This window comes from uncultured Roseibium sp., assembly GCF_947494555.1.
Classification (GTDB): domain Bacteria; phylum Pseudomonadota; class Alphaproteobacteria; order Rhizobiales; family Stappiaceae; genus Roseibium.
The window spans coordinates 229,236-254,867 of record NZ_CANLVF010000001.1 but is presented as its reverse complement, the minus strand read 5'-3'; the positions used below and the strand labels follow the sequence as shown (position 1 = coordinate 254,867).

Annotated in this window: 18 protein-coding genes; 5 read left to right on the top strand and 13 right to left on the bottom strand. The window is 58.6% G+C overall.

Translation table 11 applies throughout. The features are described 5' to 3' along the window. Positions 1-2: 2 nt before the first annotated feature. Complete coding sequence (locus Q0915_RS01085) at positions 3-725, bottom strand: LuxR family transcriptional regulator (protein ID WP_299472548.1); 723 nt, start codon at positions 723-725, stop codon at positions 3-5. A 370-nt stretch (positions 726-1,095) separates the two neighbouring features. Between Q0915_RS01085 and Q0915_RS01080 the strand changes: the two genes are divergently transcribed. Then, positions 1,096-3,348 carry a methyl-accepting chemotaxis protein gene (locus Q0915_RS01080; protein ID WP_299472547.1) on the top strand — a complete coding sequence of 751 codons (2,253 nt, stop codon included), beginning with the start codon at positions 1,096-1,098 and terminating at the stop codon, positions 3,346-3,348. Positions 3,349-3,398: 50 nt separating this feature from the next. Here Q0915_RS01080 and Q0915_RS01075 read toward each other — a convergent pair whose 3' ends face one another. Continuing rightward, positions 3,399-4,370: a LysR family transcriptional regulator gene (locus tag Q0915_RS01075; protein WP_299472546.1), complete on the bottom strand. Its 972-nt coding sequence runs from the start codon at positions 4,368-4,370 to the stop codon at positions 3,399-3,401. 130 nt (positions 4,371-4,500) lie between these two features. Between Q0915_RS01075 and Q0915_RS01070 the strand changes: the two genes are divergently transcribed. The 4 genes from Q0915_RS01070 (at position 4,501) to Q0915_RS01055 (ending at position 10,196) form a co-directional block, all read left to right on the top strand. Next, the gene (locus Q0915_RS01070) at positions 4,501-5,511 is read left to right on the top strand and encodes a TAXI family TRAP transporter solute-binding subunit (protein WP_299472545.1); all 1,011 of its coding nucleotides are present in this window, start codon (positions 4,501-4,503) and stop codon (positions 5,509-5,511) included. 82 nt (positions 5,512-5,593) lie between these two features. Continuing rightward, on the top strand, positions 5,594-7,807 hold the full coding sequence (locus Q0915_RS01065; protein WP_299472544.1) for a TRAP transporter fused permease subunit: 2,214 nt from the start codon (positions 5,594-5,596) through the stop codon (positions 7,805-7,807). A 4-nt stretch (positions 7,808-7,811) separates the two neighbouring features. Further along, on the top strand, positions 7,812-9,071 hold the full coding sequence (locus tag Q0915_RS01060; protein ID WP_299472543.1) for an FAD-binding oxidoreductase: 1,260 nt from the start codon (positions 7,812-7,814) through the stop codon (positions 9,069-9,071). A gap of 372 nt (positions 9,072-9,443) precedes the next feature. After that, positions 9,444-10,196 carry a DUF3750 domain-containing protein gene (locus Q0915_RS01055; RefSeq protein WP_299472542.1) on the top strand — a complete coding sequence of 251 codons (753 nt, stop codon included), beginning with the start codon at positions 9,444-9,446 and terminating at the stop codon, positions 10,194-10,196. A 37-nt stretch (positions 10,197-10,233) separates the two neighbouring features. Here Q0915_RS01055 and Q0915_RS01050 read toward each other — a convergent pair whose 3' ends face one another. The 11 genes from Q0915_RS01050 to Q0915_RS01000 form a co-directional block, all read right to left on the bottom strand. Continuing rightward, positions 10,234-11,361, bottom strand: a complete 1,128-nt coding sequence (locus tag Q0915_RS01050; protein WP_366525208.1) for an SAM-dependent methyltransferase — start codon at positions 11,359-11,361, stop codon at positions 10,234-10,236. Beyond that, positions 11,333-14,020, bottom strand: coding sequence for a nitrate reductase (locus Q0915_RS01045; protein WP_299472541.1), 2,688 nt, complete (start codon positions 14,018-14,020; stop codon positions 11,333-11,335). The genes Q0915_RS01050 and Q0915_RS01045 overlap by 29 nt, the downstream gene beginning before the upstream one ends. Before the next feature lie 77 nt (positions 14,021-14,097). Further along, on the bottom strand, positions 14,098-14,442 hold the full coding sequence (nirD, locus tag Q0915_RS01040; protein WP_299472540.1) for a nitrite reductase small subunit NirD: 345 nt from the start codon (positions 14,440-14,442) through the stop codon (positions 14,098-14,100). After that, positions 14,439-16,892, bottom strand: coding sequence for a nitrite reductase large subunit NirB (gene nirB / locus Q0915_RS01035; protein WP_299472539.1), 2,454 nt, complete (start codon positions 16,890-16,892; stop codon positions 14,439-14,441). The genes nirD and nirB overlap by 4 nt, the downstream gene beginning before the upstream one ends. A gap of 4 nt (positions 16,893-16,896) precedes the next feature. After that, the gene (locus Q0915_RS01030; protein WP_299472538.1) at positions 16,897-17,322 is read right to left on the bottom strand and encodes a globin family protein; all 426 of its coding nucleotides are present in this window, start codon (positions 17,320-17,322) and stop codon (positions 16,897-16,899) included. 20 nt (positions 17,323-17,342) lie between these two features. Further along, positions 17,343-19,103, bottom strand: a complete 1,761-nt coding sequence (locus Q0915_RS01025; protein ID WP_299472537.1) for a nitrate ABC transporter ATP-binding protein — start codon at positions 19,101-19,103, stop codon at positions 17,343-17,345. A 10-nt stretch (positions 19,104-19,113) separates the two neighbouring features. Beyond that, positions 19,114-20,196: an ABC transporter permease gene (locus Q0915_RS01020; protein WP_299472536.1), complete on the bottom strand. Its 1,083-nt coding sequence runs from the start codon at positions 20,194-20,196 to the stop codon at positions 19,114-19,116. Positions 20,197-20,278: 82 nt separating this feature from the next. Further along, positions 20,279-21,661: a CmpA/NrtA family ABC transporter substrate-binding protein gene (locus Q0915_RS01015; RefSeq protein WP_299472535.1), complete on the bottom strand. Its 1,383-nt coding sequence runs from the start codon at positions 21,659-21,661 to the stop codon at positions 20,279-20,281. A gap of 389 nt (positions 21,662-22,050) precedes the next feature. Next, on the bottom strand, positions 22,051-23,157 hold the full coding sequence (locus tag Q0915_RS01010; protein WP_299472534.1) for a CmpA/NrtA family ABC transporter substrate-binding protein: 1,107 nt from the start codon (positions 23,155-23,157) through the stop codon (positions 22,051-22,053). A gap of 61 nt (positions 23,158-23,218) precedes the next feature. Continuing rightward, positions 23,219-23,806, bottom strand: coding sequence for an ANTAR domain-containing protein (locus Q0915_RS01005; RefSeq protein WP_299472533.1), 588 nt, complete (start codon positions 23,804-23,806; stop codon positions 23,219-23,221). Between the two features lie 197 nt (positions 23,807-24,003). Next, positions 24,004-25,632, bottom strand: coding sequence for an alpha-D-glucose phosphate-specific phosphoglucomutase (locus Q0915_RS01000; RefSeq protein WP_299472532.1), 1,629 nt, complete (start codon positions 25,630-25,632; stop codon positions 24,004-24,006).

The following is a 25,632-nucleotide window of genomic DNA, read 5'->3' as shown; positions in this document are numbered from 1 at the left end:
CCTCAAGAAACAATACCCGAGCGTATGGCCGTGGCGATGGTGTGGGTCCGGTTGACGGCGCCCAATTTCCGTGCTGCCGAGATCATGTAGCTCGACACGGTGTTTTCGGAGATCGACAGGATCACGCCGATCTCGTTGTTGGTCTTGCCTTCCGCCGACCAGTAGACGCATTCGCGCTCGCGCGGGGACAGGTGATCGGAGGGGTCAGTCAGGCGTTCGGCGACTTCGGAGATCTGGTTATAGGTAAAGAGCGCCAGCAGATGCAGCGTTGCCAGTTCGTCCGGGTCGAGCTTCCGCCGATTGCCGGCAAAGGAAACCGCGCCCCGGCGGCCGGTGGCGTCATAGGTTGGAAAATAGACGCCGCCCATCATTTCGAAGTCCTTGAACAGACCGACTGAATTCTGTGTCTCTTCCGGTCTTCGTTTCTTGTTGACTGCTTCCAGCTCCCATTCCAGCGGATCGATCGAACTGCGCAACTGCTCGATGATCGGGCTGTTCACCACGAGTTTCATCTCGTCATAGGCGCGGATGAGCTCCGGCGGCCAGTTGCTGACAATCATGTGCGACGAAATCTGCGTCGAATTCCGGTCCGGCAGAAACAGAACGGCGAACCTGTCAAAACCGAATTCGTCGCTGAGCTTTTTTAGAAACTTGAAGACATCGTAGTTTGTTCGAACTTCAGAGAGCTCCCGATAGCACTCTCCCACAAATAGCGTTTTTCCCATTCAGCCCACTCGATAGAGGCCCGCCCCCACGTTCCCAAGATACGGTCACGACACGGATCGGCACTTGCCCTGTAGCGCGATGAGCGCCTCCAGAACATGCCGATAGCCTTTCGACCAGTGCAGCGCCTCCCCCTCTGCCCAGGAATCAGCGCATTTTCAGATGATGGCGCTTATGGCCGAGAGTGCAACCAAAAAATGCGGCATCGGTAGTAGTACGCAACTCCTGGATGCTCAAACTAGGGTAAACACAGGGTTAACGCTGCCCTCCTTGAATATCACCCATAGTTACCGTGCGCCCTGCGTTCAGTGGTTTTTTGCAAGCCCCCGCCATCCTTGTCCTCACCCGGTATCAGCGCGCAAGGACAGCAGAATGCACGCCAACACACCCTCGCAAGACCCCCGCACCCAAGACAGACGGCCCGCAGCGGCCAGCGCTGGAATGCAGCCCAGATCGATGTTCCGGGGCATTTCCGGGCGGCTCGTTGTCGGTCTCGGCCTGATTGTCTTGCTCGGGGTCGGCATCGGCGCAACGGGGCTCTCCTACCTCGCATCCGTCGAGCGCACGCTGAACCAGATCACCGATATCACCGCGCCGTCGGTTGAGACCGCGGACGACATGATCGCCAATATCTGGGAAACCAACAAGATCGCCGAAGAGATCATTGCCGACGAGGAGCTCTCCGATGTCGAGCAACTCGCGGCAGAGTTCGCCGAAAAGTCACAGATGTTCTACACCTATATGAGCGAGCTTGAGGCGCTGGTTCATGACGAAGCCCTGCTGGCGCATATTGAAGAAGCGCGGCGCGAACATCAGGAATTCATCAGGCACACCAATGAGATGATCCACGCGCATACCGAAGAGCTGAACGAGGAAGCCGCCGCCGACCGGCTGCTCGCCGCCTTTGACGACAGCGGTGCCCAGCTGATCCAGATGCTGGATGAATTCGCGCTCGAAAACGAAGCGGAAATGGCCAGGGCCCAGGCGGACGGCGACAGGCTGGCGACATCGGGAGCCGCAACAAGCGCTGAAGTGAATGCCATCCTGAAGGAGTTGTTTGAAAAGGACTATCCCGTTGTCGAGGCTGCGTTGAAGCTGCAGCGTATCATCATCGAGATGCAGGACACCGCCGGCGAATATCTCGCGCTGGAAGATGCCGGAAAGCTCGACATTCCCTTCGGCGAGTTCCAGACACTCTCGCAAAAGGCCAGGCCGTTTCTGGACATTCTGGCCAACCTTGCCGAGTCCCAGGAAGATGCTGACGATGCCGCCCGTCTTCAGGCAGCCTTCGAAACCTGGTTCTCCACTGCAGCGATGGATGAACAGCTTTTCGACACGCATCTGGACATGCTGAAAATGGAAGCCGAAGCCGACATGGCGACGGAAGAACTGGAAACCGACGCCGACGCCGTTGCAAGCGCCCTGGAAAAGGTCGCTTCCGCGGCCGATGCGATCAGCGATGGCGCGGACGAGGCCAGCGCCATCACGGTCGCGAATGCGCAAATCGCCATTTCGACGGCGGTTATCCTTTTGATCGTCGTGTCCGCCGTGCTCATGCTGATTGTCCGCAACACGGTCGTGCATCCGATCGTGAACATGACCCACGCCATGCAGTCGTTGGCGAGCGGCAAGCTGGACATCCACATTCCGGCCCTCGGCAAGAAGGACGAGGTCGGCGAGATGGCGTCCGCCGTCGAGGTGTTCCGCGACAATGCAGTTGAAACAGAAGCATTGCGGACGGAACAGGCGGAAAGCGAACGGCGCATCGAGGAGGAAAAACGCGCGGCCACCCTTCGAATGGCGGACGATCTGGAATCGAGCGTGATGGGCGTTGTCGAGCACGTTTCCAACGCGACCCACGAAATGACCGTGACGGCAAAGACCATGTCCGAGTCCTCCGCCCAGACGCGCTCCAAGGCCACGACCGTCGCCAGCGCGTCCGAAGAGGCCACCGTCACCGCCCAGACCGTTGCCTCGGCAGCCGAACAGTTGTCCCAGTCGATCCAGGAAATATCCAGGCAGGTTGAGGACGCCAAATCCGTCGCATCGAATGGTGAACAGCAGGCGATCTCCACCAACGCAACTGTGCAGGGACTTGCCGAAGGCGCTCAGAAGATCGGCGACGTCGTGGATCTGATCAACGATATTGCCGAGCAAACCAATCTGCTTGCCCTCAACGCGACGATCGAAGCGGCTCGCGCCGGCGAATCCGGCCGCGGCTTCGCGGTCGTGGCCTCGGAGGTGAAGGAGCTGGCTTCGCAGACCGCGAAGGCAACTGAGGAAATCCGTCAGCAAATCAGCTCAATGCAGGAATCAACGCACCAGACCGTTGGCGAAATCGAAACCGTCGTTGCGGCCATGTCCCGGATCAGCGACATGACGACGGCCGTTTCCGCCTCGGTCGGCGAACAGAACACGGCGACGCACCACATTGCCCAGAACATCCAGCAGACTGCCTCCGGCACACGCGATGTTTCGGAAAACATCATCGATGTGAACTCGGCTGCACAACAGTCCAGCGATGCGGCCGGGCATGTCGTCAATGTCGTCGGCGAGCTCACGACGCAGGCCGATATACTTCAGAGCGAACTGAGCAAATTCCTGAAAACACTGCGGGCCGCCTAGACGGTCAGCGTCGCCGGCGCAGCTCCGTAGTGCCGCGCGACGTTATGCTGTCACGCGCCGGAACCGGGCGGTAACGCGGAGCGTGGCTCCCAGCGCGGCTCCGCACCCGCCTGGTCGAGCAGGTTGAACAGCGAAGTCCGCCACTTCGAGCGCACCTTGTGTGCAATCTGAGACAGGGGCCGGTGCACCGGTGACAGAATGGCGTAGTCGTATCTCAGATCGCAATCCAGGCGGCGGAAGACAACCTCACCGCCGGTGCTCATGAGCTCCAGTTCATTCACCACGCTGAGCGGGTCGACAAGCGCAAGGCATTTTCCCGTCCGCACGAACTGCAAAAGTGGCATGAAGGTCTGGCTTTCGACCACTTTCCGATAGTGCAGGCCATGCTCGGCGAACAGCGACACCGAGCGTTTTTCGTGCGTGTGCGAGGGCTGCAGACCACCCATTGGAACACCATCCAGGGCCCGGATCGAGAAAGGTTCAAGTTCCGGCAGGTCATGGGTCGACGGCATTGCGACAAAGCACCCCGCACTGATGATCTCGATTTCGTATTGTGCGCTTTGCTTGATTCTGGCCGGTGCGTCGCAAAAGCCGAAATCTATGCTCTGCGAGCGCGCGAGTTCCTCGATCTGCTGCGAGCTGCGCGACGTGATCGACAGGTTCACCTTCTCAAGGTCATCAATGACCGAGGCGACGAACCTGGGGAAGATAAAAGCTGCAGGCCCCGGCATTGCGGTCACGTTCAAGTCTCCGGTGTTGCCGCCTGCAAGACTGCGCATCGTGCGCGTAACACTGGAAAGCCGGTCAAGTATCTCCTCAGATTCCGCATGGAGATAGTGCGCCTCCGGCACGGGTACCATCTGGCGCCCCTTTCGTTCAAACAGCGCGAGGCCGAGAGACTCTTCCAGGGAACGTATTGCGAGGCTGACGGCCGGTTGCGTCCGCCCAAGCTTGCGGGCTGCCTCGGAAATCGACGACGACGTCATGACCGCGCGGAATGCGGAAATCTGGCTGATATTCATAACTAAACTATAAGCAAAACTTTGAAAAACTAAAGAACTTCAAATTTGTATTAATTGAACCGCCCCGTATTGTTTGAAGATCAAAACCGGTCTTGGCCACGCAAGCCGAGCCCAACCGAGGGGAATTCAGATGAACAAACTTGTGAGATTTGGGAGCGCCGTTGCGCTCGCGACGCTTTTCGCCGGCTCAGCGCTGGCGCAGGATCCGACCTTCTTCCGCATCGGCACCGGCAGTGCGGGCGGCACCTACTTTCCGATCGGTGGAACGATCGCAAACGGCATCTCGTCACCGCCTGGCTCGCGCCCTTGCGATGAAGGCGGGCAGTGCGGCGTTCCCGGCCTGATCGCCATTGCACAATCGACAACCGCTTCTGTCTTCAACAATACGGCGGTGCAGAACGGCGAACTGGAAGCCGGCCTTGCAGCTGCGGACGTGACCCGCTCGATGTATCTGGGCGAAGGCAAGTTCGACGGAAAACCACATGAAAAGCTGCGGATCGTGGCAAATCTCTTTCCGGAAGATCTTCACCTGGTCCTGCCCAAGGGTGCGTCCATCGAGGGTCTTGCGGATCTCAAGGAAAAGCGGGTAGGCATTGCCCAGGCAGGATCAGGGACGCAGGTTGCCGTTCTGCAAATGCTCGATGCCTGGGGTGTCAACCGGGACAATATGAGTGAAGCGGAACTGAACAACAGCCAGTCCGCCGAGCGTCTGGCAGACGGTCAGCTCGACGCTTACTTCTATGCGGCAGGCTGGCCGGTATCCGCGATGGTGCAGCTGGCAACGACAAAGGGCATGGAACTGCACAGTTTCACCGAAGACGATCTTGCAAAGATCAATGAGATCATCCCCGCTTACATTCCCTCCAAAATTCCAGCCGGAGTGTACGAGGGTATCGACTACGAAGTGAAAACCCCCGCCGTGTCGGCTCTCCTGATCGTCTCCTCTGACCTTTCCGAAGAGCTGGTCTACGGCATTACGAAAGCCATGTGGAACGACAATACGCGCAAGCTTCTCGACAACGGTCATGCGAAGGGCAAGCAGATCACGCCCGACACCGCGCTTGACGGGGTCCTGGCACTTGGCGTGCCGCTTCATCCAGGTGCGGAGAAATTCTACAAGGAAGCCGGTTTCCTGAAATAGCACGGTCCCTCCTCTGTGCACCAAGGGGTGGTGAGCGTTTCCCCTCGCCGCCCCTTCCCAGATCCCATTTCCGGAGGCTGTCATGAGCAATCCGCAGACCGAACCCGTGCGCGAGCTCAGCGAAGAAGAACTGGCCGACATCGAGAAGAAATTCGATGAAGGCGCGGCCGTTCGAAAGGTGGCTCCTGGATTTTCATCATTCCTGAGAGTCGTTGCACTGGCCTTCGCCATCTACCACTACCTGACCGCAGGTTTCGGCTTGCCGCCGGACTACTGGCACATGGGCATCCACCTTTCTGGGCTCTTCATCCTGATTTATGCGCTTTATCCGCACCGTAAAACGGACACAGCCTTTGACCTGAACACCGGTGCTCTGCGGCTCGGCGGCGTGCCTTATCTTGATGTCGTACTGATGATACTGGGCGTCATGTCAGCGCTTTACCTCGGATTTGCCTGGCACGGGATCCCGGCTCTTGGCATCGAAGAACAAACCTTCCGAATGGGAAATCCCAACGGCTACGATCTGCTCTTCGGCGGCATCCTGATTGTTCTCGTTCTCGACATTGCGCGCAGGACGCTTGGCTGGATACTGCCGCTCATCATTTGTCTTTTCATATCCTACGCGTTGTTCGGGCCCTATTTTCCGGGCATCCTTCAGCATCCGGGGGTGAAGATTAAGACGTTTATTTCCTCAATGTACTTCCCCCAGGAAGGCATATTCGGCGTCACGCTCTGGGTCGTCTCGACCATCGTCTTCCACTTCGTGCTCTTCGGAGTGATCGCGCAGCGAACGGGTCTCGGACAGCTTTTCATCGACAATGCGACAATCCTTGCTGGCCGCTACACCGGGGGACCGGCGAAGGTCTCCGTCGTATCGTCTGCTTTTTTCGGCACCATTTCCGGCTCGTCCGTTGCCAACACCGTTTCAACCGGCGCGCTTACAATTCCCAACATGAAGCGCCTCGGATATCCGGGCCATTTTGCCGGAGGCGTGGAAGCCGCCGCATCGGCCGGCGGCCAGATCACGCCGCCGATCATGGGGGCGGCAGCCTTCATCATGGCTGAATTTCTCGAAGTGCCCTACACGACGATCGTCATCGCGGCCATTTTTCCGGCACTCCTGCACTATGTCGGCGTTTTCACCGTCGTTCATCTCATGGCTCGAAAACTGGGCCTGAAGGGTCTGGCCCGCGATGCCCTGCCCAAGCTTGGAAACGTGTGGCGCGAGGGTTGGGCGAACATTGTTCCCCTCATCGGCCTGCTGAGCGTCCTGTTCTCCGGCTATACGCCCTATATGTCGGCCTTTTGCGGCATCTCTCTCTCGATCATCGCGGGCATGTCGCGGCTGCGTGAACCGGTCACCCTTGTCTACGCTGCCGCATTCATCGCCTTTGTCGTCTGGAAATTTGTCGGCGGCGGCTTCGAACTGCCGATAACAGCGCTCCTGGTGGGCGGCTCAATCGTTGCAACACTCAATCCGCAACGCAGAATATCCATCAGTGAAATGGCCGATACGTTCGAAACGGGAGTGAAATATGCACTCGCAGTCGGTGCGGCCGCTGCAGCAGTCGGGATCGTGATCGGCGTCATCAACACGACAGGCGTCGGATTCCGCATCGGTTTCATGGTCACGCAAGCTGCGTCAAATCTCGGCAATGATCTTGCCTGGCTATTCACTTTCGGAAGCTATGAGCTGTTTTCGGTTCAGGATCTGACCCTGTTCATCAGTCTGGTCTTCATCGCCCTGGCCTGCATTTTGATGGGTGCGGGTGTACCGACCACAGCCCTTTACATCATGCTGGTGTCGGTCGCGCAGCCGGCGCTTGCCCAACTCGGTATTCCGCCGATCGCAAGCCACATGTTCGTGCTCTACTATGGGGTTGTGGCCGAGATCACCCCTCCGGTCTGTACCTCCGCCTATGCGGCGGCAGCGATCGCAAACTCAAATCCGTTCCGGACCGGCATATCCGCCTTCACGCTCGGCCTCGGCAAGGTGGTGGCACCGATGGCGTTTGTCTACGCCCCGGTTCTCCTGTTCGTATCGTCCACTGGCTTTGACTTCATCGAATTCAGTTACACAGCGGCGAGCTGCATTGCAGGCGTCATAGCCTTGTCGGCAGCCGTCGTTGGCTACTGGCTTGCGCCAATGGGTGCCGTTTACAGGTGGCTGATGGCAATCGCCGGCATCATCTTCATCGCCCCGTCCCTGCAAGGAGATCTGATCGCGTTGCTGATCGCAGCTCCTGCCGTCATCAGCCAGGCCGTTGCAAGGCGTCGCCAGACGGCCGCGGCATGACATCATGACGAAAGACGTAACGGTTCTTGGCGCCGGAATTATCGGAATCTGTACAGCGCTGTCGCTTCTGGAACGCGGCGCCCGGGTCAGGCTGATTGACCGGGGCGAACCGGGTCAGGAGGCTTCCTTTGGCAATGCGGGGATCATATCGCCTTGGTCGATCATTCCCCAGTCCTTGCCGGGTGTCTGGCGCCAGATCCCCCAATTGATGCTGTCGCGTAATCCCGCGCTGACCATCAGACCAAAAACATTCTTCAAGATGATCCCCTGGGGTCTGGAGTTTTTGAAACGCGGCCGTCCGGAGATTGTCGAAGAGGCAGCAGATACGATGGAGTTCCTGTGTGCGCCGTCGATCGACCTTTACCGCAGGCATCTGGAAGGCACAGGTGGTGAGCACCTGGTTAGCGACAGTTTCTATGTTCACGCCTTCAGAGACGCCGGCAAAGCCAACCTTGACTCAATAGACTACCGAATCCGGCGTGAGAAAGGGGCGGATGTTGTCCTGGCGGACCAGAGCGAGCTGAGACGGCTGGAACCCGCGTTGAGCAAAGACTTCAAGGCGGCCGTCCTCATCCGGGGCCAGGCGCGGGCGGTATCCCCTGGCCGGATCGGACAAATTCTGGCCGCCAAGGTCAAGGACCTGGGCGGCGAAATCCTGATGCGTGACATCACCTCGTTGCACAAGACGCAAGATGGATGGTCCGTCGATTGTGGCAAAGAGCAATTTTCGGCTTCGTCTGTTGTTCTGTCTTTGGGAGCCTGGAGCCCCGGGTTGCTTGAACCACTTGGCATCAGGATGCCGCTGATGGCCGAGCGCGGATACCATGTCGAATTTCCAGACCCCGGGATCACTCTCACGCATTCGATCATGGATGTGGACCGCAAGGTTGTTGCAAGCAGCATGGAAAACGGAATGCGTCTGGCAGGCCTCGCCGAGTTCGCGCCCGTCGATGCGGCCCCCGACGCACGCAAGAAACCGCAACTGGAGAGCATTGCGCAATCCATGTTCCCAGACCTCAATACCGGCAAGCCTCAATTCTGGATGGGCCGGCGTCCTTCGTTCCCGGACAGTCTGCCGGCCCTAGGCTGCTGGCCGGATCTCGACGGGCTCGTGGCCAATTTCGGTCATTCGCACTACGGGCTGATGATGGCACCGAAATCTGGCGAAGTGGCCGCCGATATTGTTTTGGGCGTGCCGCAGAACCGTGATCTGGGAGCTCTTTCACCGATCCGTTTTTCCCGCAGGCCGCGATCAGGACATTAGGTTCGAAAAAGCTGACCCTCGCAAGAGAACATCCTGGATGGATTTCGTGACTTGAAGGGCGACCGCGATTAACCGAAGCGGCTGTGGACAATCTGACGTGCACGACTTTGGCGGTGCTTCGGAAGTGGGCCCGCGTGACCGGCACACACACCAGAACTCCTGATCTTTCACCAAAGCACCTCGCTATCGAAAACACGGCGGCGCATTCACAATTTCGCCAGATAAGAACCTCAGTGTTGGGCCGGTTAAACAGAACCCGTCTTGCGCGTTAAAATCGTTGTGATTGCTGCTCAAGTTGACGTTTATGGATTTCGGATCGAAGCTATTGCACAGTCTCGTGCTTAGGCAATCAATTGGTTCAGGGTGTTGCTCTTGAAGCTTGTTTTTCGCTTCGCTTTACGACTTGTCCTTTTTTTGTTGCTGGTTTTCATCCTGCCTGCGCTCGTTCATCTTGGTGTCTGGAGCATGATGGAGAGGCCGCAAGGGTGGCGGTATGCGACATGGGCAAGCGCCGGCGTTCTTCCGCCAAAACCTCCGGTCGATGAAGCAGAGATCTATGTTCTGACGGCACGCACTGGCGGGCTGAAAGGCGCGTTCGCAACACACTCCTGGATCGTTCTGAAACCGGTCGGGGCAAACACCTACGACCGGTACGATGTCGTTGGCTGGGGCACGCCGGTGCGGAAAAACGCTTATGATGCGGATGGCCACTGGTACTCCAACAAACCAGAGATCAACTATCATCTGACCGGCAGGCAAGCCGCAGAATTGCTTCCGCTTGTCGAAGAGGCCATCGCCGCCTACCGCTGGCGAGAGCGCGGCGACTACACGATCTGGCCGGGCCCGAATTCGAACACCTTCGTTGCCAATGTCTTAGAGAAGGTGCCGGCTCTTGCCGCCGCGACACCGACAACCGGCGTCGGCCGCGATTTTCCGGCCGATGGTCGATGGATCGGGCAGCGCAGCAACGGTGATCTCTTTGCCACTCTCGGCGGATATTTCGGAATTGTGGTTGGCACAGGCGTTGGTCTTGAAATCAACTTCCTCGGGCTCGTCGCCGGTATCAATCCGCTCGCACTGGAAGTTTCAATTCCAGCTTTCGGTGCGCTCAGGTTTGCAGACTGAAATAGCACATGGACCCAAAGTCCGTGAGGAGGACCGATCAGCCGACCGCCACGTCATCAAAGCGCAGTCCGCCGTCGCGCTGTGAGGCACTATAGGGCGCAATCGCAACACCCGGCACCACGCTCGTCGGGATGCCTGCCTCCCGCAGTCGCTGCAGATCAGTCTCTACCTCTCCGGACGACGACAGATCGCCTGATTTCAGATGCACGACGTGCTTGCCTTGTCTGGCAAGCCTGACCATCCGGTCACCGATTGTGTCCTCGGTTTCGTACCCATCGCCGTTTCTGCCGACAAGCATCCGTTTGGCTTCACGCCGGGCAAGCTCGAGCACCGTATCGTCGACACGGTCATCGAACAGGATCACGTCCGCCGATTGAAGCGTTCGCATGGCTTTCAACGTCAGGTGTTCAGCGTCCCCCGGCCCTGCACCGACAATCGTCACGCGCCCTGCTGAGACCTGGCTGGCTTCCCGAAACAGTGGCTCAAGCGCACCACTTTCCGCCATCTCCCCCGTCTCGCGTCCAGAAAAGGCGAGGTCCGTGAAGCGCTCCCAGAACCGGCGCCGCTCCGCGCCTGCTGTCAGTTGCGACAGGACCTTCGCCCGCACCTTTCGGGCAAGCACCGCCCAATCTTGCAGCGACGCAGGCAAGAGCGTTTCGATACGGCGCCGGATGGCCTGCCCCAGAATGGGCGCGGCGCCATCTGTCGAGATACCGATCACGACGGGCGACCGATTGACAATGGATCCGAACTGAAAATCGCAGAAGGCCGGTTTGTCGATGACGTTCACCGGAATTCCTGCACCGCGGGCGGCGCAGTAAAACGCTTGCGCTTCACCATCGCTTACTGCATCGGCAATCGCGACGGCGGCATGGTCGAAATCGCGGGGGGCCCAAGGCCGTTGATGATGCGTGAAACGACCGCTGACGCTTCCGGTAGAAAGAAGTGCGGAAAACGTCTCGTCAAGCTTCTCCGCAAACACATGCACATGTGCACCCGCCGCTGTCAGAAGCTCCGCTTTCCAGGCCGCTGCATCGGTGCCCCCCGCCAAAACGACTTTTCGCCCTTTCAACGGAAAGAACAGAGGCAGGCTGGCCAGCGCTTCCACCCGCGCTGGACGCCGCTTGCGGACAGGATCAACCGGCTTGGGCGATATCGGCTTCATCACAAGTCTCCTTGAGCCTGGCATCGAGAAGCGTCTGGATTTCAGACCGGCACGATCCGCAGTTTGTCCCGGCCTTCAGGCAGGCCCCTATCGCTTTTACGGTCGCTGCACCGTCCTTGGCGGCAGCGACGATTTCAGCGCTGCCAACCTGGAAGCAGGAACACACAATGGCCCCCTTGTCCGGCATATCGGCTGGTGGGCGACCGGCGAGGACACTGAAACGCTGGTGGGCCGGAACAGTCGGCGTTTCCAGCAGTCCGCAGGCCCATTGCCTGGACACTGAAACGGGTTCATGCGCACAAAAGACAACACCCGCGAATGTTTCACCCTGCCAGCCGGCAATCCGCTGCAATCCGCTATGTGCGTCCTCGAACTGCAACAATTCTGCATTTTCGCCGAAAAATCCACGGGCCATGCCAACGAGATCAGTTCGCGCATCTCCGGCCATTTCCACGCGCCACCCGCCCCTGGTGGAGGCAATCGTCCAGTACCCGGCCCGAGGCAACGCCGGCTTTTCCCGCACCACTGCGAAGCCGTACCAACCGAAATCGAGCTTGCGCACGGAAACAGGTGTAAATTTCGATCCGGGCTGACCGGAAACCGGGTCCACCTCTGGCGCAACGACGGCGTCAACACGGCCTTTCGACGACATCTGGTCTGTCCAGTGCATGGGCACGAACACCGACCCCGGCCGTATCCGTTCCGTCACCTGAGCGCGCACGATCACGGAGCCGTACGGGCTCTTCACCTCGACCAGGTCGGCTGCCCCCAGCCCGGCTGACGCTGCATCGTCAGGATGAATTTCGACAAATGGTTCGGCAATGTGCGACGACAGGCGCGGCGCTTTACCCGTGCGTGTCAGCGTATGCCACTGATCGCGCACACGGCCGGTGTTGAGAACGAACGGATACTTACGGCCGGTCCTGCGCGGTGGTTTTTGCGCCACAGGTATGAAAGACGCCTTGCGGTCCGCCGTGAAGAAGCCGCCTTTGGCAAAAAAGCGTGTGTCTTTCCGAGACCCGCCCTTTCGTTGCGGCCATTGCACCGGTTCAAGCTCGTCGAACGCATCGGACGAGATGTCTGCAAGTGCACCGATATCGAAGTCTCGCCGCCCTTCATTTTCAAAGCCGGAAAGCGCCGCATGTTCCCGGAAAATGGCGTCCGGACCGTCATAGTCGAATGCGTCTTCAAATCCCATCCGCCGAGCGACCTCGGCGAGCTGCCACCAGTCCGGCGTCACGTTGCCCGGCAGGTCCAGGAACCGTTTTTGCCGCGAGATCCTGCGCTCCGAATTGGTCACCGTCCCGTCTTTTTCGCCCCAGGCGGCGGCTGGCAACAGCACGTCCGCATAGGCAACGGTGTCGGCCGCACGCGTGACATCGGACACAACGACAAAGGGGCAGGCTTCAAGAGCCGCGGCCACGCCGTCTGCATCCGGCAGGCTGTCGACCGGGTTGGTGGACATGATCCAGATTGCTTTCACGCTGCCGTCGCGCACAGCCTGAAACATATCGACGGCCTTCAGGCCCTGCTGCTCGGCAATGACTGGGCTCTGCCAGAAGGACTTCACCAGTGCACGGTGATCGGGATTTTCAAGCGCCATATGGGCCGCCAGCATATTGGCGAGACCACCCACTTCACGTCCGCCCATGGCATTGGGCTGTCCGGTCGCTGAAAATGGCCCCATGCCGGGTCTGCCGATCCTGCCGGTAGCCAGATGCGTGTTGATAATCGCGTTGACCTTGTCCGTTCCGCAGACCGATTGGTTGACGCCCTGCGAATAGACGGTCACCGTTTTCGGTGTCCGGGCCACCATCGTGTAAAACGTCGCAATGTCGCGCGGAGACAGCCCGGTCTCCTCCGAGATCCTATTGATCTCGCACGGACCAGCGGATTCAATCGCCGCCTCGAACCCCTTGGTGTTGCTGTCTATGTAGGCATGGTCGAGCGTGTCGCATTCTGCCAGAAACGCCAACAAACCGTTGAAAAGAGAAACATCCGTATCCGGATTGAGCGCCAAATGCAGGTCGGCAATGGCGCATGTTGCGGTTTCGCGCGGATCGACGACCACGACGCGCATATTCGGATTGTCCGCCTTTGCAGCCTCGACGCGCTGGAACAGAACCGGATGACACCAGGCAAGATTGGATCCGACAAGCACCAGCAGGTCGCAGCTTTCCAGGTCTTCGTAAGTTCCAGGGACCGTGTCACTGCCGAACGCACGCCGGTGCCCGGCGACGGACGAGGCCATGCAGAGCCGGGAGTTGGTGTCGATATTCGCCGACCCGATAAAGCCCTTCATCAGCTTGTTGGCGACGTAATAGTCCTCGGTGAGGATCTGTCCGGACACATAAAATGCGACACTGTTAGGGCCGAAATTCCTGACAGCGCTGGAGAATTTTTCGGCCACCAGATCAAGAGCGGATGCCCAGTCTGTCTGCTTGCCGTTAATTTCCGGATGAAGCAGCCTGTCCTCCAGCGACAGGGTTTCACCAAGAGCGGAGCCTTTCGAGCACAGTCTTCCGAAATTTGCCGGGTGATCCGGGTCGCCCTTGATGTCGACCGACCCGTCCGGCTGCCGGGTCGCAAGAACCCCGCAGCCAACACCGCAATAGGGACAGGTTGTCTTGACCGTTTTTGTGTTTTTTGAAGCGGTCACGCCTGCCCTCCTTTTTCTTTCCTCTCCAGACCCGGCCGTTTTATGTTTTCGATGCCAAGCATGTATCGGTCTTCCGTTCATCCGGCCCGGCGGGCAAGATCGTCGGCGGCAAGCAACACCTTGCCGTTTTCGACCCGTGCAGCCGTTACCGGAACCGAACCCTCGTCAGCGCCGCGCGCGAGACCGGTCGCCAGATCGAAAACCCAGTTGTGCAAGGGACAGGTGACGGAAGATCCGTGAACGATCCCCTGGCTGAGCGGCCCGCCTTTGTGGGGGCAGCGGTCATCGAGCGCGAAGACCTCGTCGTCCACCGTCCGAAAAACCGCGATGCAGCCACGATCGGTCTTCACGACCCGTGCACCTTCTCGCGGGATGTCGGCGAGGTCTCCGATCGCCACCCAGCTTCGTGTTTCCGCGTTCATTCGGCCGCCTCCGCTTGCAGAACCGCCATCGGTTTGAATTCATGCTTGTCCTTGCCGGAGACACGCTCCGACCAGGGGTCGATCTGCGCGAATTTCTGGCTGAACACGAAGCGGTCGTAATAGGCCTTGCGCTTCTCCGCATCGTCCATGATCTGGCTGCGGATCTCGTCATAACCGATGCGCTTGGCCCACTTGTAGATCCGCTCCAGATAGTGGCCCTGCTCCCGGTACATCTGCGTCAGTGCCACGATATGTTCGAGCGCTTCGTCTTCGGTTTTCACCAGACCAAGGACTTCGGTTCCCTTGATGTCGAGACCGGCAGCGCCGGCAAAATGGATCTCATAACCACTGTCGACACATATGACCCCGATATCCTTGCAGGTCGCTTCGGCGCAGTTGCGCGGACAGCCGGAAACGGCCAGCTTCAGCTTGGCCGGTGTCCAGGAGCCCCACATGAACTTCTCGATCTTGATGCCGAGCCCGGTCGAATCCTGGGTTCCAAACCGGCACCAGTCCGATCCGACGCAGGTTTTGACGGTCCGCAGACCCTTGGCGTAGGCTTGCCCTGAAACAAATCCTGCCTTTCCAAGATCCGCCCACACCTCCGGCAGGTCTTCCTTCTTGATACCAAGCATGTCGATGCGCTGACCGCCGGTGCACTTCACCGCCGGGATGTTGAACTTGTCGACGACATCGGCGATCGCCCGCAGTTCCGTAGAGGACGTCATGCCGCCCCACATGCGCGGAACAACCGAATAAGTTCCGTCCTTCTGGATGTTGGCGTGGACGCGCTCATTGATGAACCGGGACTGGTAGTCGTCGGCATATTCATCCGGCCAGTCGCTGACGAGGTAGTAGTTGAGCGCCGGACGGCACTTTGCGCACCCGCCGGAGGACGTCCATTCCAGTTCCTGCATCACCTGCGGAATGGTTTTCAGTCGTTTGGACTTGATCAGCCGGCGCACCTCGCTGTGACCGAGATGGGTGCAGCCGCACATGGGCGTCACCGCAGCCGGGTTGTAGGCATCGCCAAGTGTCACCTGCATCAATTGCTCGACGAGGCCGGTGCATGTTCCACAGGACGCAGATGCCTTGGTGTGCGCCCGGACGTCGTCGAGCGATGTCAGTCCCTGGTGGGTGATCGCCCCAACGATCTTTCCTTTACAAACGCCGTTGCAGCCGCAGATTTCCGCATCATCCGGCAAGGCTGCAACGGCCGCCGTAGGGTCCAGGGGGGCGCCCCCCTGATACGCCTGGCCGAAGATCAGGGTTTCCCGCATTTCGGAAACGTCTGATTGTTTTTTCAAGAGATCGAAAAACCAGGGCCCGTCGGCAGTCTCGCCGTAAAGAACCGCCCCGATGATGCGGTTGTCCTTCAGGACCAGTCGCTTATAAACACCAGCTGATGCATCGCGCAGAACGATTTCCTCACGGTCGTCACCTTCTGCAAAGTCACCGGCGGAATAAAGATCTACACCCGTCACCTTGAGCTTGGTGGCCGTCACCGAACCGGTATATTCGGACGCACCACCCAACAGATTGTCGGCAATGACTTCCGCCATCTCATAAAGCGGCGCGACAAGGCCGTAGCACATGCCGCGATGTTCCACGCACTCACCGAGCGCAAAAATGTCGGGATCACTGGTGCGCATGTCGTCGCCGACCTGAACACCGCGCCCCACATCAAGCGATGCGGATTTCGCAAGATCGAAAGAAGGGCGGATCCCGACCGCCATAACGACGATGCTGGCCTCTATCTCGGTGCCGTCATCCAGCTTGATGCCTTTCACCTTGCCGGAGCCGTCGCCAAGGATCTCATGGCTGTTCGCCTTGGTACGTACATCAATCCCGCGCCGCTTGAATTCTTCTTCCAGAAGGAAACCAGCGGCAGGATCCAGCTGACGCTCCATCAAGGTCGGCATCAGGTGCAGGACGGTGACGTCCATGCCCTGCATCTTCAGACCTGCAGCGGCCTCAAGCCCAAGAAGTCCGCCGCCAATGACAACGACCCGGCCACCGCTTTTCGCAGCGTCGAGCATCTTTTCAACATCATCCAGATCCCGGTAGGTAAGCACACCGTCCAGGTCTTTGCCCGGCAGGGGAATGATGAACGGATTGGAGCCAGTGGCGATGACCAGTTTGTCGTAAGAAGCCTTGAGCCCGTTTTCGGCGGTTACCGTCTTTTCGTTCCGGTCAATCTGCGCAACCTTCGCGGACTTGTGCAGCGTAACACCGTGTGCGCCATACCAGTCGTCTCCGTGGGTGATGATGTCCTCGTATGCCTTCTCACCCGACAGTACAGGCGACAACATGAGGCGATTGTAATTCACCCTGGGTTCCGCATTGAAGATGGTCACGTCATAGGCGTCGCTGTCTTTCTCGAACAGATATTCGAGCATCCGACCCGGCGCCATGCCGTTACCGACGATGACAAGTTTTTTCTTTTCCATCGGTCTACTCCGCCGCCTCCGCGCTTGAATAGGCAGCCTCGATCATCACACTCGACAGCGCCGCGTAAGCAGCACTCCAGGCGGTTCGCGTTGCTTCGTCGAATGCGTCTCCGAGCCCCTGTTCCAGGGTCCAGATCAGCGCAGCACCGACGGGCGGATAGTGAGCGGGCTCAACACCGTATTCCACATGCTTGACCGCAAGTGTCTTTGCCGCCGGCAAAATGGTTTCGAAATTGGAAAGCCCGTTCACGACGAGCCCCAATGTGGTCATCAGCTTGCGGCCCTGGTCCTCAATGTTGGATTTGAAAAGCGGCTTTGTCTCGGGAGCAATTTGAAACAGCCTGCCATAGAAGAGTTCGGCAGCTTTGTCCGAAATCGGAGCGACTTTTTGAAAAGAGGCCTGTATGAGCTGGATCTGATCTGGCGTCATTGTTCTTATGTCTCCTGTGCTCACTCGGCTGCTTCAACGGCCGCCTTTTGGCGGGCCATGCGCGCAGCACGTTTTTCCTGGATGGACTTGAGCTGTTCTTCGCTCGGATCGGCGCCACCTTCATAGGCCTCCAGGAAGTCCAGAAGCTCCTCGCGGTAAGCGTAATAATCCGGGTGAGCGAGCAGTTCCTTGCGCGAACGCGGCCGCGGCAGGTCCACTTCCATGATGTTGCCGATCCGGGCATTTGGCCCGTTCGACATCATGACGACGCGGTCCGCCAGCAAGATTGCCTCGTCGACATCGTGGGTTACGCAGACTGCCGTAACTTGTGTCCGCTTCCAGACATCCATCAGAACGTCCTGAAGCTCCCAACGGGTCAGGCTGTCCAGCATTCCGAACGGTTCGTCCAGAAGCAGCAGCTTCGGCGACAACGCAAACGCCCGCGCGATGCCGACACGCTGTTTCATGCCATTGGACAAATCCACCGCGGCCTTCTGCATCGCGTCTGCCAGGCCGACTTTCGAGAGGTAATACTCGATCACATCCCGCTTTTCGGCTTTGGAAGCGTCCGGATAGACCTTGTCGACCCCGAGCTCGACGTTCTCATAGGCCGTCAGCCAGGGCATCAGGCTCGGAGCCTGAAACACAACCGCACGGTCCGGTCCCGCCTGGGTGACATGGGTTCCATCCAGAACAATCGCGCCCTCGGTAATCGGATTGAGGCCTGCCACCATCGAAAGAACGGTCGACTTTCCGCAACCCGAGTGACCGATCAGCGTGATGAACTCACCCTTCTTCATTTTGAGCTCGAAGCCGTCGACGACAGTCAGAGGACCCTTGGGTGTCGGATAGACTTTCTTGAGTTGCGAGAACTCCAGGAACCGGTCGTCCTTGACGCTTTCCGCCGCGCGTTCGTAGGCAGCCGGCAGTTTGTCGTCCGGCTTGAGCCGCTGCGTGATCGGCACGATGTTCGGCAGGACGATGTCACGCTCCAGATCCGCACCCCGCTCCGCACCGACCTCCATCAGGTATTCGGTAATGTCGGCCCTGAGCTTGATGAAATCGTCATTGTGGTTGAGTTCACCCCGGTCGCGCGGCCGCTTGAACGGAACGGCAAATTCCGGTCCGAGCGTTGCCTTCGCGCCCGGTTTCAAGGGAACGATCCTGTCCGCCAGTAGAATGGCTTCGTCCACGTCGTTGGTGATCAGGACGATCGTTTTCTTCTCCTGCTCGCAGATCGCGGCGAACTCATCCTGAAGTTTCGCCCGGGTCAAAGCGTCCAGTGCCGACAACGGCTCGTCGAGCAGCAGCACTTCCGGCTGCATGGCAAGCGCTCTGGCAACCGCCACCCGCTGGCGCATCCCGCCGGAAAGTTCCGCAGGCTTGCGGTCCTTCGCATGAGCAAGGCCAACCATCTCGATGTATTTGTCGCAGATGGCCTTGCGCTCCTTTGCCGACTTTTTCTTGAAGACGGTGTCGACAGCAAGGGAAACGTTTCCGGTGACGGACAGCCACGGCATCAGTGAATAGGATTGAAAAACGACGCCCCGGTCCGGGCTGGGTCCGTCGATTTCCTTGCCCTTGAAGATGATGCCGCCCGTGTCGGCTTCGATCAGACCTGCCAGCAGCGAGATCAGCGTCGTCTTGCCCGTGCCGGAAAACCCGACAATGGCAATGAACTCGCCCTCTTCCACCTTGAGGTTGATGTCTTCCAGCACGTCCGTGCGCCCGGCGCCTTCGCCGTAGGATTTGGAGACGCCGGAGATTTCCAGAAAGGACATACCAGTCTCCTTATCGGTTGGCGCTGAAGGTGAACGCACGTTGCAGGGCGAACATCAGACGGTCGAGCATGAAGCCGATGAGCCCGATGGTCAGCACAGCCACCATGATCTTGGCGAGCGACTGCGAGGACCCGTTCTGGAACTCGTCCCAGACGAATTTTCCAAGGCCCGGGTTCTGGGCCAGCATCTCTGCGGCAATCAGCACCATCCAGCCCACACCCAGGGACAGACGCAGCCCTGTGAAGATCAGCGGAAGCGAGGACGGCAGCACCAGCTTGGTGATGGTCTTCCAGGTCGGGAGCTGCAGAACGCGGCCGACATTCATCAGATCCTTGTCCACCGATGCGACACCGAGCGCAGTGTTGATCAGCGTCGGCCACATGGAGCACAGCGTCACCGTGACGGCGGAAATCAGCAGAGACTTGGACAGCCAGTCATAAGGATTTGCATAAGTCGCCGATACGATCATGGTCACGATCGGCAGCCAGGCAAGCGGTGACACCGGCTTGAAGATCTGAATAAGCGGATTGATTGCGCCGTTGAAGGACCTTGAAAGGCCGGACGCAATGCCAAGCGGAACCGCGATGATGGTTGCGATCAGAAATCCGAGCCCGACGGTCTTCAGCGAGGTACCGATCTGGTCGATATAGGTCGGCTTGCCGGTGTAATTGCGCCATTTGACACGGTCGGTCTTGCCTTCCGCTTCCAATTTCGCGTTACGGGTTTCCTGGCGTTCGTAAAACGCAGCTGCCTTCTCGCGCTCACGAACATGATCTTCCCAAAGATTGATTGTCTGGCTCCAGACCTGTGCCGGACCTGGAACCGCTCCAAGCGAGGTCTGAACCTGCGGCGCCAGGGTTCCCCAGAGAACAAGAAATGCGGCGATGCCCAGCAGCGGGATCAGCAAGACCCGTTTCAGTTCCCCCAACTGCTCTCTCGGACTATCGCCCGCTGCCATTTTCATCAGCGGCACAAGCCAGGAAAATCCGAGCGCATCGAGCCAGCCGCCGGCCTTGTTGATCCAGGTGAAGAGTTTTTCTTTCCGGGCAGCCCGGGCAAGATCCGGAGACCCGGCAGTGTCGGCATTGGCCATGGGGTGCGTCCCTAAATTTATTTTTCAGGTGTCCATAAAGAAGGAGAGGCGGGATGAAACCGCCCCTCCCGGGAAGGTGTGATCAGCCACCGACCACTTCGTTGCCGTCCACGATCTGCTTGCCCTTCAGGCCAATCGGGAGGCTGTCGATGTAGGCGTTCGGTTGCTTGCCGTCATAGGGAATGCCGTCAATGATGTCGGCCGCCGGTGTCGGAGCACGGTATCCGTCCGAGTCCCAGGGGAAGTCTTCCTCAGCCACGTGACCCTCTTCAACCAGCATGCGTGCGGCTTTCAGATAGGTTTCCGGGAGATAGACTGACTTAGCGACCTCGTCGTACCAGCTGTCCGGCTTGTGCTCTGTAATCTGGCCCCAGCGGCGCATCTGGGTCAGGTACCAGACCGCGTCTGAATAGTAGGGATAAGTCGCGTAGTAACGGTAGAACACGTTGAAGTCCGGAACCTCGCGCTTGTCGCCCTTCTCATACTCGAACGTGCCGGTCATTGAGTTCGCGATGACTTCCGCATCCGCGCCGACATATTCGGATCGAGCGAGAATCTCGACGGCTTCCATTCTGTTGGCGTTGTCATTTTCGTCGAGCCATTTGGCCGCCCGGATAAGCGCCTTGGTAATCGCAAGCGTCGTGTTCGGATATTCTTCGGTGAATTCCTTTGTCAGTCCGAAAACCTTTTCCGGATTGTTCTTCCAGATTTCGTAGTCGGTGATAACCGGAACACCAATGCCCTTGAAAACAGCCTGCTGGTTCCATGGCTCACCAACGCAGTAGCCGTAGATCGTTCCGGCTTCGAGCGTTGCCGGCATTTGCGGTGGCGGTGTCACGGAAAGCAGTGCCTCTCCCTGGATCTGACCCGAAATGTCGGTTTCAGAGTAAAAACCAGGATGGATGTCGCCGGATGCAAGCCAGTAGCGCAGTTCATAGTTGTGCGTCGAAACCGGGAAGACCATGCCCATGTTGAACGGCTTGCCCTCATCGATGAACTGGTCGACAACCGGCTTCAGCGCGGACGCCTTGATCGGGTGCACCGGCTTGCCGTCATCCTGCATTTCGATATGCGGCTTCATCATTTCCCAGATTTCATTGGAAACAGTGATGCCGTTGCCGTTCAGGTCCATGGAAAACGGCGTCACGATGTGCGCTTTGGTACCGAAACCAATGGTCGCTGCAAGAGGCTGCCCGGCCAGCATGTGCGCTCCGTCCAACTCGCCGGTGATGACGCGGTCGAGAAGCACTTTCCAGTTCGCCTGCGGCTCCAGGGTTACGAACAGGCCTTCTTCTTCAAAATAGCCAAGCTCGTAGGCAACCGCGAGCGGCGCCATGTCGGTCAGCTTGATAAAACCGAATGTCAGCTCGTCCTTCTCGACATCCAGCATTTCGGCAAACGCACCCGATGCCGGCACAATCGCGGTGGCGGCCATGAGGGCACCCAATGCAAGCCGGCGGGTCATCTGAAATCTGTTTCCGTTTTTCACGTCCTGTTCCCTCTTGTCTTTCGCGCCCTTCTTGCGAACGCTGAACTCCAAGTAAAAAAGCCGCCGTTTTGATCTGCTCATGGGAGGAGAGGAGACAGATCAGAACGGCGGCTTTGCCAGAGCGCCCATCAATGGACGCGATATGATTTAGGCCATCGTTGGCCCTGCGATTATCAAAGCACGAAGCGTGCCAACTTGTTCGAAACGCGCTTTTCTCCGGTTTTCGAGGCGGTTAGCTTGCTGGTCAGAAATTAATCATCCCTCGCATTGCACGATTTCTTGGCTAAGGTCTGAGGCAGATGATGGATTTTTGTGCAGCGCAATACCGCGATCCGGCTTCCGGGCAGGCTTTGCACTGAACGGATTCACAGCGAAACCATGTCGAACAGCCGAATAGACTTTTCGGAAGGCAGTCGGTCGATATTCAACGCGGCCTGATAGGTTGCCGGAGAAAAAATCCTGACGACCTCTGCCTCTGCAGCGGCACTGAATGTTGCCTGGTGCCACCGTACCATCTGCTCGTAGAACCACTTGCCCTGAGCCGGTGACGGGGCAGCGGCAGGCCCGCCTGAAAAGGACAGAAAATCCGGGAGTGTTTTTGACGTGGTCGCACCAAATCGCATGTTTCCGCTGAGCGCCGGGCTGCACAGGTCCGGATCGCACGCGAGATAGTCAGGACCCGACAGGATGCCGGTCAACCGATCCACATTTTTAAGATCGGCGCACCAGTCCGCAGCCTTCGACATGCCGCGCATCAACGCCGCCAAGACGTCAGGGCTGGCTTGCGCCCATTTGCGTGTGACGCCAAGGACTTTTTCAGGACTATCCGGCCAGATCGCCTGTTTGTAGGTGACAATACGGCCCGTGCCCGCAGCCACTGCGGCGGTGTTCCATGGTTCGCCCACACAATAGCCGTCGAGCTGCCGGGCAGCCAGGGCATCAGCCATAAGCTGGGGCGGCAGAACGGTAATCTCAACATCCTTGTCCGGATCGATTTCAGCGGCGGCAAGCCAGTGCCTCAACTCATAGGCATGACCGGAAAACGGATGTACGACGCCAAATCGAAGCGGGCTTCCGCCGGTTTTCAATCGCGCCGCCACGACATTTGCAATCGCAGTTCCGGTCGATGCCGGATCGCCGTTTCGGTCTGCGCCCTCGTCCAGCATGTTCTGCCAGAGTGCTGTGGAGACCGTGATTGCATTTCCTCCCAGCCCCAGAACCATTGGCGCCAGCATAGGCACAGCGAGACTTGTCAGGTTCAGGGTAGCCGCAATCGGCATCGGGGCGAGCATGTGCGCGACATCAAAATGTCCGACGGCCACCCGGTCCCTGATGTTCGCCCAGGAAGTTTCACGCACGAGCTTCAGCGCGATGCCTTCTTCCTCGGCGAAACCGATCTCCTTGGCGGCAACCAGAACCGCGCTGTCCAACAGCGGAATGAAGCCCGCGATTACAGGTGTCAGCTGCCCCACCACTTTTCTCCGATCTCCAATTGCTCCGCCCCTCCCCGGCTGATTGTTCCAGTTGACATGGTCAATCTCCCAGCAATCCGCTGGCAATAACGAGGCTTTGCGCCACGTCGATGATTTTTCGGCTCTGGTTCATGGCCGTGCGACGAAGAAGGTCATAGGCAGCCTGCTCCGACAGGCCCTTGGACTTCATCAAGATGCCTTTCGCACGATCGATGGTTTTCCGGTCGGCCAACTCCGTGCGCGCGTCTTCCAGTTCCTTGGAAAGTTTGGAAAACGCATTGAAACGGCTGACCGCCATATCCAGGATGGGCTTGACCCGCTCCCGCTTGAGACCATCGACGACATAGGCGGACACGCCGGCGTCCACAGCGGCTTCGATTGACTGGCTGTCGGCCTTGTCCACGAACATGGCAATGGGTCTTTGAACCGCGCGCGATACCTGGAACATATGTTCCAACTGGTCCCGGTTGGGGTTCTCCAGGTCGATGACGATCACGTCCGGATTGATGTCCGCGATCTGACGAACGAGGCCGTCCATCTGATGCACGAGAATAACCGCGTCGTGTCCGGCATCACGAAGCCCCTCTTCGATGATGGACGCGCGGATCTTGTTATCATCAATGACGAGGATCGAAATGCCACTGCTCATGCCCGCATTATGCGCAGTGCTATTTTTTATGCAATCTTTTTGCTGCAGTGCGGAATATTTTCACACCGGCCTTTCGCAATGCGGCAAAAAACTGCCCACGGACTTCGCAATCCGTGGGACATATTAACGTTTCAAAACCCCAAAAAATCCTGATGCGGAGCGTTGACCAGCGCCCGCGCAACACGCTCATCGGACCATCAGGTAATCACATCCGGTCCCGACCGGTTCAAACGCCCGATCCCGGCGATTTCATGCGCTGCCTCGATCACCGGTGACAGCGCGGACTGTACGTCGCGGGTCAGTTTGGCAGGGTCAGTTTCAAGGTGCTCGACATAAAGACGCAAGGTCGCCCCTTCGGTGCCCGTGCCTGACAGCCGGAAGACTGCCCGCGCGCCATTGGTGAAACGGATGCGCAGTCCCTGATTGCTGCTCTTGGAACCGTCTATCGGGTCTTCGTAGCCGAAACTGTCCGCCTTATCGACAACCTGCCCGGCAAATGACTTGCCGGGGAGACTGTCCAACTGGCCCGCAACACGGTCCATAAGGTCACTGGCGTCCGCCTTGGGAAGAGCTTCATAGTCATGCCGCGAATAGTAGTTCCGGCCGTATTTTTTCCAGTGCTCCTGAACCAGGTCGGCAACCGAACAACGCTTCTTCGCAAGAATGTTGAGCCAGAGAAGAACAGCCCAGAGCCCGTCCTTCTCGCGCACATGGTTGGATCCGGTGCCGAAGCTTTCTTCGCCGCAAATCGTAGCTCGTCCGGCATCGAGCAGATTGCCGAAGAATTTCCACCCGGTGGGCGTTTCGAAACACTCAATGCCCAAGTCCTGTGCAACCCTGTCAGCCGCACAGCTTGTCGGCATCGAACGTGCTACACCGGCAATGCCATTTGCATAGCCGGGAGCAAGATGCGCATTTGCCGTCAGGACGGCAAGGCTGTCGGAGGGCGAGACATAGAAATTCCGGCCAAGGATCATGTTCCGGTCACCGTCGCCATCCGATGCTGCCCCGAAATCGGGCCCTTCGTCCGACATCAGTTCGGCCATCAGTTCCTTCGCCCAGGCCGGGTTCGGGTCGGGGTGACCTCCGCCGAAGTCAACAGAGGGCGTCGCGTTGATCGCGCTGCCGGCGGGCGCGCCAAGCATTTCTTCAAGAATAACTTTCGCGTAGGGACCGGTGATTGCGTGCATGGCATCGAAACGCAGCCGGAAACCCGAGGCGAGCAGGTCCTTGATCGCATCGAAATCGAAGAGCTCCTGCATCAGGGCGGCGTAGTCGGATACCGGATCGACAATGCTCACGACCATGTCGCCGACCTTTTGCTCGCCAAGCACATCAATATCGATATCGGAGGTCTCCAGCGTGCGGTACTGGCCAATGTTCTTTGTTGCGCCAAAGATTGCTTCGGTAACCCCTTCCGGTGCCGGTCCGCCGTTTGGAATGTTGAATTTGAGGCCGAAGTCCTCATCGATACCGCCCGGATTATGGCTCGCAGACAGGATCAGCCCGCCGTCAGTCGCGTTTTTCCGGATAAGGTGCGACGCCGCCGGTGTCGACAAAAGCCCCCCGCGCCCCGCGATGACACGTGCTGCACCATTCGCGGCGGCCATCCTCAGTATCGTTTGGATTGCCTCGGCATTGAAAAAGCGGCCATCCCCACCGACAACGAATGTCTTGCCGCCTGCGCCTCCAATCGCGTCGAAAACGGACTGAACGAAGTTCTCCAGATAGTGCGGCTCCATGAAGACCCGTGTCTTTTTGCGCAGACCCGAAGTCCCGGGTTTCTGGCCTTCGATCGGTTTTGTCGAAACCACTTTGATATCCAT

What these genes read in the sequence shown, in the direction of transcription:
- nirB (WP_299472539.1), bottom strand. Translation starts at nt 16,892, where the DNA reads ATGGAAAAGAAAAAACTTGTCATCGTCGGTAACGGCATGGCGCCGGGT.
- Q0915_RS01075 (WP_299472546.1), bottom strand. Translation starts at nt 4,370, where the DNA reads ATGAATATCAGCCAGATTTCCGCATTCCGCGCGGTCATGACGTCGTCG.
- Q0915_RS01080 (WP_299472547.1), top strand. Translation starts at nt 1,096, where the DNA reads ATGCACGCCAACACACCCTCGCAAGACCCCCGCACCCAAGACAGACGG.
- Q0915_RS01015 (WP_299472535.1), bottom strand. Translation starts at nt 21,661, where the DNA reads ATGACCCGCCGGCTTGCATTGGGTGCCCTCATGGCCGCCACCGCGATT.
- Q0915_RS01070 (WP_299472545.1), top strand. Translation starts at nt 4,501, where the DNA reads ATGAACAAACTTGTGAGATTTGGGAGCGCCGTTGCGCTCGCGACGCTT.
- Q0915_RS01020 (WP_299472536.1), bottom strand. Translation starts at nt 20,196, where the DNA reads ATGGCCAATGCCGACACTGCCGGGTCTCCGGATCTTGCCCGGGCTGCC.
- Q0915_RS01000 (WP_299472532.1), bottom strand. Translation starts at nt 25,632, where the DNA reads ATGGATATCAAAGTGGTTTCGACAAAACCGATCGAAGGCCAGAAACCC.
- Q0915_RS01030 (WP_299472538.1), bottom strand. Translation starts at nt 17,322, where the DNA reads ATGACGCCAGATCAGATCCAGCTCATACAGGCCTCTTTTCAAAAAGTC.
- Q0915_RS01085 (WP_299472548.1), bottom strand. Translation starts at nt 725, where the DNA reads ATGGGAAAAACGCTATTTGTGGGAGAGTGCTATCGGGAGCTCTCTGAA.
- Q0915_RS01065 (WP_299472544.1), top strand. Translation starts at nt 5,594, where the DNA reads ATGAGCAATCCGCAGACCGAACCCGTGCGCGAGCTCAGCGAAGAAGAA.
- Q0915_RS01025 (WP_299472537.1), bottom strand. Translation starts at nt 19,103, where the DNA reads ATGTCCTTTCTGGAAATCTCCGGCGTCTCCAAATCCTACGGCGAAGGC.
- Q0915_RS01060 (WP_299472543.1), top strand. Translation starts at nt 7,812, where the DNA reads ATGACGAAAGACGTAACGGTTCTTGGCGCCGGAATTATCGGAATCTGT.
- Q0915_RS01050 (WP_366525208.1), bottom strand. Translation starts at nt 11,361, where the DNA reads ATGAAGCCGATATCGCCCAAGCCGGTTGATCCTGTCCGCAAGCGGCGT.
- nirD (WP_299472540.1), bottom strand. Translation starts at nt 14,442, where the DNA reads ATGAACGCGGAAACACGAAGCTGGGTGGCGATCGGAGACCTCGCCGAC.
- Q0915_RS01005 (WP_299472533.1), bottom strand. Translation starts at nt 23,806, where the DNA reads ATGAGCAGTGGCATTTCGATCCTCGTCATTGATGATAACAAGATCCGC.